This window comes from Capnocytophaga felis (genome assembly GCF_009684755.1).
Classification (GTDB): Bacteria; Bacteroidota; Bacteroidia; order Flavobacteriales; family Flavobacteriaceae; genus Capnocytophaga; species Capnocytophaga felis.
The window spans coordinates 392664-403792 of record NZ_BLBC01000005.1 but is presented as its reverse complement, the minus strand read 5'-3'; the positions used below and the strand labels follow the sequence as shown (position 1 = coordinate 403792).

Genomic DNA, 11129 nt, shown 5'->3' with positions numbered 1-11129 from the left:
TTTTACATTTTAGAATCTAAATATTTACCAGTCTCCTGATGGTCAAAATTCACCAAAAAATCTTTCATCGCTTGTGTAATATCCGATTTTTCTGTTTTTGGATTATCAAAAAGATTATTTAAGGTATAGATTAAGCTCTCAACCTCATTTTTTCCTTTTGTACCATATATATTAATTACACCTAATGACTTATAATTATCCATTTGTACATTTTCGCCTTCGGTAAAAAATTCTTCGTAAGGTTTTTCACCCGTTGTATCACTTTTTGAAAAATATACTGGATATTTTTTAGCGTTTTTTGGTAATTTTTTTGCTTTTTCTAAGGCTTCTTCCTCACTTTGGCACTCTTCTACTGTATACCCCATTTCTTTTAGAAGTAGTGCTGCAATTTCTGAGAAGGTCATTACTTGCTCTTTTTTGAGTTTGGGGAAGTAAATCTGTCCCGTTTTTCCGAGTATACACGCCATCAGACAAATTTGTCCGCTTTCCTGAGGAGAAACAAAATACCTTGTAACATCACTCGGAGCGGAAATAGGTTGTTCTTTGGCTATACGTTCCAAAAATCCTGCTGGCAACGATCCGTTTGAAAAAGCAACGTTAGCAAAACGAGCTGTAGTCACGGGAAACTTGTCAGAATATGCCATAATCATATCTTCCATTATTTTTTTGCTCCCTCCCATAATATTGACGGGATTTGCCGCTTTATCGGTTGAAACACAGAAAAAATGCTTAGGTGGATATTTCTCTAATAAATCCAATAATATTTTGGCGTTAATAACATTATTTTTAAGAAGGGCTTCTACTGAAAATTTATCTTTTTCGCTGCGTACGTGTTTGTGAGCCGAAAAATTAGCCACAATATCAAAACCGCCACGGTAAATAAACATCTTGGTAAAAACACTGTCAGCATAACTCATTGGATACGTTATATAATCCTCTGGTAAAGTCCATTGGTTAGTACTTCGTAGCTCACGAGTAAGTTCTGTAAGTCCGTTTTCGTTGATGTCAACTACGACCAAAGAACTGGGCTTGAAAGGCAACAAAGCTTTGATAAAAGAACTCCCTATGGAACCAGCTCCTCCAATTACCAAAACTGTTTTTGCAGTAATCTTTTGCCGTAGTTCTTCCGAATGCTCAACAATATCTTGCTTGAACATACTTTCGGTCCGTTTTGTTACGTGTTTTGCTATAAATGACTCAATATTTATCATAAGTTTTTTGACTCTTCTAAAAATTTGCTTTTTGTACTTATCTTTTGTTAGTGGATTCAAAAAAATGTACTCTTTTACTTTTACTATAGGGAGTAGCTTTTAAATATCAATATTTTCAACTATCTTCTTGATATAATCCCTCACGCACTTTTTTGCTTTCCATCCTAAAGCTTCGGTTTTTTCGGTGATTACTTCGGAGGTCATTCGGTTGCCTTTGCGTGCCGGAAGCATTTCTATTTTTCCGCCGAACATTTCCGCAATTTCTAACACGGTGTAAGTTTCTGAATTTCCAATGCCAAACTCGTCTCCAAAACCTTTTTCTCCAACCAACAGCAAGCCCTCAACAATATCGTCAATGTGTGTGAAATTCCTTTGTTGCGTTCCGGGCGAAACCACTGTTAAAGGTTCTCCTTTTTTCATTTTTTCTGAAAATAGGGCAATAAGAGTGGCGTATTTTCCTTCACTGATTTCTCGCTTGCCGTACACGTTGTAAAAATATACAATGGCATATTTCAATCCGTACCATTCGCCGTAATTCTTAATTAATTCAGTATTAGAGGCTTTTGACCAAGCATATGGGCTTTGATTTCTTCCGATGCCACCATCTCCAAATTTTGTGCTACTGCCTGCATAAACCAGTTTACACTTGTGTCTTCGGCAGAATTCCAATACTTTTGACGTTCCTATTTTGTTGAATAAAAGAACTTTGTCAATGTCTTCGAAACTTTGCTCCACACGTGAGTATTCTCCCAAATGATAAACCAAATCGGGTGCAAAGGTAATCAATTCAAAGATATATTCTGTACTTCCTTCAATATATGTTACACCTTTAATGTGATTTTCGCGACTTCCGGTGAAATAATTATCAAGTGAAAATACCTCATTATTAGGGTTTTTGACTAAAGATTCACATAAATTAGAGCCTACAAATCCCGCTCCTCCGGTAACTAATATTTTTGTTTTTAATACTGATTGACAATCGTTATTGTTCATTTTTTCTCAAAAAGGAATTATTTTGACTGTTAATTTTGTTGTAGTTTTGTTAATAATCTACTTCTGAATTACATTTTTCTCAATTCACAACCAATCTGAATATATTCAAAACCTCTACTTGGCAAATCAAATGAATTGTATTGATTTCGTCCGTCAAAAATGATTTTTTCTTTCAGAAGTTTGGCGATTTCATCAAAGTCGGGTGAACGGAACTCTTTCCATTCGGTGAGAAGAAGCATTGCGTCGGCTCCTTTCAAAGCTTCATATTTGCTTTCAAAATACGAAATGTTAGGCAAATCTTTCAAATAACAAGCCTTTGCCTCGTTGATTGCTTTCGGGTCGTAAGCTCTGATTTTTGCTCCGTGTTTTATGAGTTCCTTGATGATGTAAATCGCGGGAGCTTCACGCATATCGTCGGTTTCGGGCTTGAAAGAAAGTCCCCAAATAGCGAAAGTTCTGTCGGATAAATCATTGCCATATTTTTTGATGATTTTCTGTGCAATGATGTATTTCTGTCTGTTATTTACATTGTCCACAGATGTGATAAGTTCGGCATTGTAGCCAACCTCTTCCGATAGTTTTTTCAGAGCCAAAACATCTTTAGGGAAACAAGACCCTCCGTAGCCACAACCCGGATAGATGAAGCTATAACCGATGCGTGAATCCGAACCCACTCCCAAACGCACTTTGTTTACATCGGCTCCTACTCGCTCGCAAATATTGGCTATTTCATTCATAAATGAAATTTTGGTGGCAAGCATTGCGTTAGAGGCGTATTTCGTCATTTCGGCAGAACGAACGTCCATTGTTATGAAGCGTTCGTGTTGCATAAAAAATGAAGAATAAAGGCTTTTCATTTTACGCAAAGCATATTCACTTTCTGCACCGATTACCACGCGGTCAGGCTTCATAAAATCTTGAATAGCCTTTCCTTCTTTTAAGAATTCAGGATTTGAAACTACATCAAATTTGATGGAAACATTTCTTTTTTGCAAGGCTTCTGAAATGGTGTTTTTTATCTTATCAACTGTCCCTACGGGAACGGTGGATTTGTTTACAATAATTAATTGTTTTTGCATTGATTCGCCGATTGATTTGGCAACGGAAAGCACATATTGTAAATCTGCCGAGCCATCATCTCCCATAGGAGTTCCTACTGCGATGAACACAATTTCAACATCTTCAATGGCTTGAGGCAAGTTCGTTGTAAAAGCTAAATTCTTGCTTGCTACATTACGTGTAACCATTGCTTCAAGTCCGGGTTCATAAATGGGGATAATTCCTTTTTTTAATTTGTCGATTTTTTCTGAATTGATGTCAACACAGGTTACGTGATTTCCTACTTCGGCAAAGCAAGTGCCTGAAACTAAACCTACATATCCTGTTCCTACTACGGCTATTTTCATTTATGTTTTAAATGTTTAAAAAAATGAAATAAAAGGTTATTATTTTTTTACTTTTTGCAAAGGTACATTTTAATTGTTAAATTTTAATCTTTAGGCTGAATTTTCTTTACAAAATGCAAAAAAAACGAATAATATGAGATGTAAGAAGAAAATTTTTATTTAACTTTGTAGGGATAATTTTTTCAAATTTTTTGTTATGCGAATGAAAGCTCGAAAAACAGTAATTATTGTATTTGCAATAGTTTTGGCGTTGTTGCTCAATTATTTTCTTCCTTATGAAGAAAAGGTAAATAAAGGTCTGGCATTGTTGTCGTTAGTTGCGATTTTATGGCTTACGGAAGTGATTCATATTACGGTTACGGCATTGTTAATTCCTGTTTTGGCAATCTTTTTTGGTCTTGAACAAACCAAACCGGCATTGCAGGCGTTTGCCAATCCTACCATTTTTCTATTTTTTGGAGGTTTTGCCATTGCAACAGCTTTGAGCGTCCAGAAGTTAGACCAATACATAGCCAATAGAGTAATTTCATTAGCTCGAGGAAATTTTACAGTAGCAATTCTGTTGTTGCTTTCTGTTACGGTTTTGCTTTCAATGGGGATTAGCAATACGGCAACTGCAGCGATGATGATTCCGCTTGGAATTGGAATGCTCAAGAATTTAGATTATGACTCCAATAAAGGAACTTATATGTTTGTTATTCTGGGGATTGCATACAGCTCCAGCATTGGTGGAATGGGGACTTTAGTAGGTTCACCACCCAACGCCATTGTAGCTTCGCAGTTGAATTTGACGTTTTCAGATTGGTTGAAATACGGAATTCCTGCAGTGGCCGGATTGATGCCTTTGTTTTTACTTGCTATGTATTTCATTTTCAAGCCGAAATTAAATATCAAAATAGATTCAAATACGCAAGTAGAAAAGCTAAATAAAAAACAATACATTACTATTGCTATTTTTGCGGTAACAGCTATTTGCTGGATTTTGGGAGAATATTTAAATAATTCAATTTCAGTGCTTTTAGGGATTGATAAAATAGGTTCTTTTGATGCCGTTGTGGCGATAGCAGCTTCGGTATTGGTTTGCCTTTCAGGAGTTGTGAGTTGGAAACAAATACAAGAAAATACCGATTGGGGAGTTTTGATGCTTTTCGGTGGAGGACTTACATTGAGTGCTATCTTGACCAATTCAGGAGCTAATAAAGCAATGGTAGATGCCGTTGTATTTCTTGTAGAAGGCAAGCATTTTTTCTTAATTGGGTTGCTCGTGGCTACATTCATAATTTTCCTTACGGAATTTACCTCAAACACCGCCAGTGCAGCTTTGTTAGTACCTATTTTTGTTTCAATTGCCGAAGCCTTGAATATGAATCCGTTAGGGCTTTCTTTGCTTATTGGTATGGGAGCTTCCTGTGCTTTTATGTTACCTGTTGCAACTCCCCCAAATGCAATCGCATACGGAACAGGAATGGTAGGGCAAAAAGATATGGTAAAAGCAGGATTAGTGCTTAATATATTGAGTGTGATATTCTTATCGATAATAGCTTATCTGTTTTGGTTTTGATAATTAACAACTGAAAAAATATTACAAATTTCCCAACGATTTTATTTTGTATGAAAATTCTCCTTCTTTCAGATACGCATTCTTACATAGATGATAAAATTTTGAATTATGCCAAACAAGTTGATGAAATTTGGCATTGTGGTGATTTCGGTTCTATGGAAGTAGTTGAGGCTCTTGAGAAAATAAAGCCGGTTAGGGGAGTATATGGCAACATTGACGGGGCAGAAATAAGGAGTAAATTTCCGGAAGTTAACAGGTTTTGTTGTGAGGGAGTTGAGGTTTTGATGATTCACATTGGCGGATATCCTGACAAATATACTTCTTTGGCTAAAAAAGAAATTATTTCAAAAACGCCTAAAATTTTTATTTCGGGGCATTCGCATATATTAAAAATAATGTATGACAGGAAATTTCAGCTACTGCATTTGAATCCGGGAGCCGTTGGCAAACACGGTTGGCAAACTGTCCGAACGATGATTCGTTTTGAAATTGATGGAGGAGAAATCAAAAATGTTGAAGTAATTGAATTTGAAAGATAGTTTTTGATTTTTTAAACGAGAAATCCAAAGCAGATTTGGGTTTCTCGTTTTTTTATTGTTTCAAAAAACAATCAAATGACCAATTTCATTTTTTGTCACTTTCTTCTTTTTTATGTATTTTTGCCAACATAATTCAGTTATTAGCAAATGTTAAAACAAAATTTACAACTCAAACTTTCACAAAAACTTTCGCCTCAACAAATTCAATTAATGAAATTGGTGCAGTTGCCTACGTTGGCTTTTGAACAGCGTATTAAGCAAGAATTGGAAGAAAATCCAGCTTTGGAATCGGGGCGTGAGGAAGATGAATTCGATGAGTTTGCAGATGAATTTGACAATTCCACAGACGAATATAACGATAGTGAAGTGATTGATATGGAGGATATTAATATTGATGAATACCTCAGTGATGATGAAATTCCCGAGTATCGATTACAAGCAAATAATTATAGTGATGACGATGAAGAAAAAGAAATTCCGTTTAGTGCTGAGGTTTCATTTCATCAATCGCTTTTAAATCAGTTGAATACATTTACACTTTCGGACGAAGATTATTTTATTGCTGAATTTTTAGTTGGTAGTATTGATGATAGCGGTTACATTCGCCGAACAATTCAAGATTTAACGGATGATTTGGCTTTTACTCAAAATATTTATACAGAGGAAGATAAGGTAAAACAAATTCGTGAGCAAGTTATTTTCAAGTTAGACCCTGCCGGAGTAGGTGCTTTTGATTTGCAAGAATGTTTGTTGGTTCAATTGCAACGAAAAAAAGCAACTTCTGCAATAAATTTGGCTATTGAAATTATAGAGAAAGGGTTTGAGCAATTTTCAAAGAAACATTATGCGAAATTGCAACAAAAATTTTCTGTGTCAGAAGATGAACTCAAAGAGGCTATACAAGAAATAGAGAAACTTAATCCCAAGCCGGGAAGTTCGTACTCGGGAAGTAGCGTGCAGGTGGAACAAATCATTCCTGATTTTACAATTCGGGTTGCTGACAATGAGTTGGAACTCAGCCTCAATGGCAGAAATGCTCCCGAATTACACGTGTCGAGGGAATATTCCACAATGTTGGATACGTACAAAAGGTCAAAAGAGAAAAGTGCTTCGCAAAAAGAAGCCGTCTTTTTTATAAAACAGAAACTTGATTCTGCCAAGTGGTTTATTGATGCCATCAAGCAACGCCAACAAACGCTTTTGGTTACGATGGGAGCCATTATGGAACATCAACGTGAATATTTCCTAACAGGAGATGAATTGAAAATAAAACCTTTGATTTTGAAGGATATAGCTGATAAAGTGGGAATGGATATTTCTACGATTTCTCGTGTGGCAAGCAGCAAATATGTTACAACGCCTTACGGAACGAAGTTGATTAAAGATTTCTTCTCCGAATCGATGAAAAACGACCAAGGTGAGGATGTTTCAACACACGAAATAAAACAAATTCTACAAAAAATCATTGCCACCGAAGATAAAGGTAAACCGTATCCTGATGATGAGCTGGCTCAACTTCTTAAAGATGAGGGCTATCCGATTGCTCGCAGAACCGTGGCGAAATATCGTGAACAGCTGGATATTCCCGTGGCAAGACTCAGAAAAGAGCTTTAAAAAATCATATTTTTCAAAGTAAATGAAATACGTTTTTTGGTTTTTCTGGAAAATATGGTTTTACGTGCTGGTAACCATCGTTATACTACTGCTGTCTCCCGTTTTGTTCGTTTTTACATTGCGAGAAAAATGGTATCCGCAATTTTATTGGGTGGCTCGCAATCTTTGGGCAAAACCGATTCTTTACGGAATGGGTTTCTATCCTGAAGTGTGTAAAAATCAATCGATTGATAAAGATGGAAGCTATGTGTTGATCGCAAATCACACCAGCGTGACGGATGTAATGTTGATGTACGTTTGTAGTAAAAATCCATTTGTTTTTGTGGGGAAGAAAGAACTTGCCCGAACTCCCGTTTTTGGTTATTTTTACAAGAGATTTGCTATTTTGGTGGATAGGTCAAATGCAGAAAGCCGGAAACAAGTGTATGCTTCTGCTAAAAAACGACTTAATTCAGGGCTGAGTATCTGTATTTTCCCTGAAGGAGGTGTGCCAGATGAATCTGTAATATTGGATAAATTCAAAGACGGAGCTTTTAGCTTGGCTATTGATTTTCAGATTCCTATTGTTCCGATGACCTTTTTTGATAACAAAAGGCTTTATCCTTTCCGTTTTTTTGCCGGAAGTCCGGGGAAGATGCGTGTGAAAATACATCCATTTGTACAAACAAACGGACTCACTTTCAGAGATAAAAATGCACTAAAGGAAGATGTTAGAAACACGATTCTTCAAGAATTGGAAGCAGATGCTAAGTCAAAATAAATAGTTTTTAACAAATTAAAAATCCTATTAGGCAGATAATGAAATAAATAGCTATTCCTCTGGCTCCGTCGTAATCTTTTGCTAAACGTTGCCCAAACAGAAAACAAAGCAATGTTGAGGACGCAATAACAAGTCCGTAGAAGCCATAATAAATTGATTTTAAACTAAACACTTCAAATATCCCGATTAAAAATAAAATCGTAGAAATTACTTCGGCTACAATGACAAAAAATAGAATCGGAGTGATGTACTTCTTTAAAAAAGTTTTTGAAAGATAATTTCTGTAATAAATTACTGATTCTTTGAAGTTTATGATTTTTTCAAAAGCACTATATCCAAATGTTATAATCAGAAACAGAAATACGAAAAGCAAGGCGAAATCCATAAAAATCAATTTATTTTGTGTGCAACAATCGAGTTAATTTTATGGATAAATCGGTAAAAATAATTTTTGCATTTCCGTTGCGTTCAATATGAAAGAGAGCTTCTTCCAGCTGTTCGTGTATTTGTTGTATGTTATTTCCGTGAACAAACGGAGCAAACTTTTTCAGGTCAAATGTAGGGTCTTTAAATTCGGAATATACCAAACTTCCTGAATTATAGTTCAGTAACAATGCTTGACGAAAAACTTCGATGCAGTACATCAAGAATTGTTTTTGTTTTTCGCGTCCTGTTGCTGCAATTTCCTCGCTCCATTGCAATAATCCGTGAATAGAAGATTTATTTCCTTTGGCTCTGTAAGCGGAACGAACCCAAGTGATGAACCACTTTTCAAAAACATTCTCTTCTTCCGCTTCTTCAAAAAAACGCAACGCTTTGTTGAAATTTCCTTGAGCCCGAACAGCTAATTTGGTTGCATCTCCTTCGGAAATTCCTTTCCGGATAAGTCCTTGTTTTATAGCATTTTCGCTTAAAGGAGGAAATCGTAGAATTTGACAACGCGAACGAATAGTGTCCAGGATAGAAGCCTCATCTTCAGTAATTAACAGAAAGATGGTTTGCTGAGGAGGCTCTTCTAATAATTTCAGTAATTTATTGGAAGATTCGATATTCATTTTCTCTGCCATCCAGATAATCATTACTTTGTATCCGCCCTCGAAAGCCTTTAATGATAGTTTTGAGGTGATATCTTTTGCTTCATTTACTCCAATATTTCCTTGTTTGTTCTCAATTCCGAGTTGTAAATACCAATCAAAGAGGCTTCCGTAGGGTTGTTCCTTGATGAATTTTCTCCATTCATCCAAAAATAACGAACTAATTGGGTCTTTTTTTACTTTTGCGGTAATGGCTGTGGGGAAAACGAAATGTAAATCAGGGTGGGACAGGTTATTACATTTAGTCAGGCAGGAATCATTATCCTCACATAAGATGTAAGAGGCGTAGGCAATAGCCATTGGTAGTGTTCCGCATCCTTCATTCCCCACAAAAAGCTGTGCGTGCGGAATTCGTTTGGCTTCCACGCTGTCTTTCAAGTGCTTTTTTATAGAATCGTATCCAAGTATGTCGTTGAATGTCATATTAGTAAGAAGATGTTTTGTGGTTTGATGTTTCTTTTCAAATTCTCAAAGGAAAGTAAAATTCAAGCCTCAAAGGTAAGAAGAATCACCGGAAGGTTAAAATTTATTTTCAAATCCACGTCGTTTTTTGCTATAAATATTTACAAATTAAGGTAGAAATTTATATTTTGATACAGAAAATCAAGTTAAAAAACACTATTTTTTTGAAGTTACGAAGTAAATTAATTACATTTGTACTTTCAAAAACAACCAAAATTGAATTTAGCGTTATGTATGGAAAAATAAAACAACATTTACAAGCTGAATTAGAGGCTATTAAAGAAGCAGGACTTTATAAAAGAGAAAGAATCATTACCTCAAAGCAAGGGGCAGAAATTAAGATTTCTTCAGGAGAAGAAGTATTGAATTTTTGTGCAAACAACTATTTGGGGCTTTCTGCTCATCCGGAAGTAATACAAGCAGCCAAAGATGCGTTGGATACACACGGATTTGGAATGTCATCAGTGCGTTTCATTTGTGGAACGCAGAATATTCATAAGGAATTAGAGAAAAAAATTGCCGATTTTTACGGGACGGAAGATACCATATTATACGCGGCAGCTTTTGATGCCAATGGAGGGGTTTTTGAACCTTTGTTTACAGATGAAGACGCTATCATTTCCGATTCGTTGAATCACGCCTCAATTATTGATGGAGTTCGTTTGTGTAAAGCTAAACGTTTCCGTTATGAGAATGGCGATATGGCAGATTTGGAAGCCAAATTAAAAGAGGCTAATGCTACCGGAGTTCGTTTTAAAATCATTGTTACAGATGGTGTTTTTTCAATGGACGGATTAGTCGCTCCACTTGATAAAATCTGTGATTTGGCAGAAAAATACGACGCTTTGGTAATGGTAGATGAGTGCCACGCAGCGGGTTTTATCGGGGCAACAGGAAAAGGAACGTTCGAAGCCAAAAAAGTAATGGGACGTGTGGATATCATTACGGGTACTTTGGGGAAAGCATTAGGAGGAGCAATGGGAGGTTATACGACAGGGAAAAAAGAAATTATTGAAATGTTGCGACAACGTTCACGCCCGTATTTGTTTTCCAATTCGTTAGCACCGGCAATTGTTGGAGCTTCGATAAAGGTTTTTGATTTGATATCGAAAGATACTTCACTTCGTGATAAATTAGAGTGGAATGCCGAGTATTTCAAAAAAGGAATGAAAGCCGCTGGTTTTGATATTATTGAGGGAGACAGTGCCATAGTTCCAGTAATGCTCTATGATGCCAAAGTGTCGCAGATAATGGCGGATAAACTTCTTGAAAAAGGTATTTATGTTATAGGGTTCTTTTATCCGGTTGTTCCCAAAAATAAGGCACGCATTCGTGTTCAGCTGTCAGCAGCACATTCTAAACAGCACTTAGACAAGGCAATACAGGCGTTTACCGAAGTAGGAAAGGAGTTGGGGGTTATTAAGTGAAGTTAAAAAAATAAAAAAAAAGAAAGAGATTTTGTAAATATATTAAAATAATATTTATATTT

10 protein-coding genes are annotated in these 11129 nt (G+C 36.1%); 5 read left to right on the top strand and 5 right to left on the bottom strand.

Features of this window, described 5'->3' with window-relative positions; all coding sequences use genetic code 11:
• Positions 1-2 precede the first annotated feature (2 nt).
• The 3 genes from GN105_RS03035 to GN105_RS03025 form a co-directional block, all read right to left on the bottom strand.
• Entirely contained in the window at positions 3-1211 is a 1209-nt protein-coding gene (locus GN105_RS03035; RefSeq protein ID WP_155283957.1) for a UDP-N-acetylglucosamine 4,6-dehydratase, read from the bottom strand.
• A gap of 99 nt (positions 1212-1310) precedes the next feature.
• A complete protein-coding gene (locus GN105_RS03030) occupies positions 1311-2204 on the bottom strand; it encodes an NAD-dependent epimerase/dehydratase family protein (RefSeq protein WP_155283956.1) in 894 nt (297 codons plus the stop codon).
• Between the two features lie 68 nt (positions 2205-2272).
• On the bottom strand, positions 2273-3610 hold the full coding sequence (locus GN105_RS03025; protein WP_155283955.1) for a UDP-glucose dehydrogenase family protein: 1338 nt from the start codon (positions 3608-3610) through the stop codon (positions 2273-2275).
• 196 nt (positions 3611-3806) lie between these two features.
• On the opposite strand from GN105_RS03025, the gene GN105_RS03020 reads away from it, so the two are divergent.
• From GN105_RS03020 to GN105_RS03005, 4 genes are all read left to right on the top strand, one after another.
• The gene (locus GN105_RS03020) at positions 3807-5171 is read left to right on the top strand and encodes an SLC13 family permease (protein WP_155283954.1); all 1365 of its coding nucleotides are present in this window, start codon (positions 3807-3809) and stop codon (positions 5169-5171) included.
• A 50-nt stretch (positions 5172-5221) separates the two neighbouring features.
• Positions 5222-5710: a metallophosphoesterase family protein gene (locus GN105_RS03015; protein ID WP_155283953.1), complete on the top strand. Its 489-nt coding sequence runs from the start codon at positions 5222-5224 to the stop codon at positions 5708-5710.
• A 147-nt stretch (positions 5711-5857) separates the two neighbouring features.
• Positions 5858-7324 carry an RNA polymerase factor sigma-54 gene (gene rpoN / locus GN105_RS03010; RefSeq protein WP_155283952.1) on the top strand — a complete coding sequence of 489 codons (1467 nt, stop codon included), beginning with the start codon at positions 5858-5860 and terminating at the stop codon, positions 7322-7324.
• A 22-nt stretch (positions 7325-7346) separates the two neighbouring features.
• On the top strand, positions 7347-8084 hold the full coding sequence (locus GN105_RS03005; RefSeq protein ID WP_155283951.1) for a lysophospholipid acyltransferase family protein: 738 nt from the start codon (positions 7347-7349) through the stop codon (positions 8082-8084).
• Positions 8085-8091: 7 nt separating this feature from the next.
• Here GN105_RS03005 and GN105_RS03000 read toward each other — a convergent pair whose 3' ends face one another.
• Positions 8092-8469: a hypothetical protein gene (locus tag GN105_RS03000; protein WP_155283950.1), complete on the bottom strand. Its 378-nt coding sequence runs from the start codon at positions 8467-8469 to the stop codon at positions 8092-8094.
• 10 nt (positions 8470-8479) lie between these two features.
• Positions 8480-9601 (bottom strand): DNA polymerase III subunit, encoded by a 1122-nt coding sequence (locus GN105_RS02995; protein ID WP_155283949.1) that lies wholly within the window; start codon positions 9599-9601, stop codon positions 8480-8482.
• 269 nt (positions 9602-9870) lie between these two features.
• Here GN105_RS02995 and kbl point away from each other — a divergent pair, with 269 nt between their 5' ends.
• Positions 9871-11067: a glycine C-acetyltransferase gene (gene kbl / locus GN105_RS02990; RefSeq protein WP_155284315.1), complete on the top strand. Its 1197-nt coding sequence runs from the start codon at positions 9871-9873 to the stop codon at positions 11065-11067.
• Positions 11068-11129 lie beyond the last annotated feature (62 nt).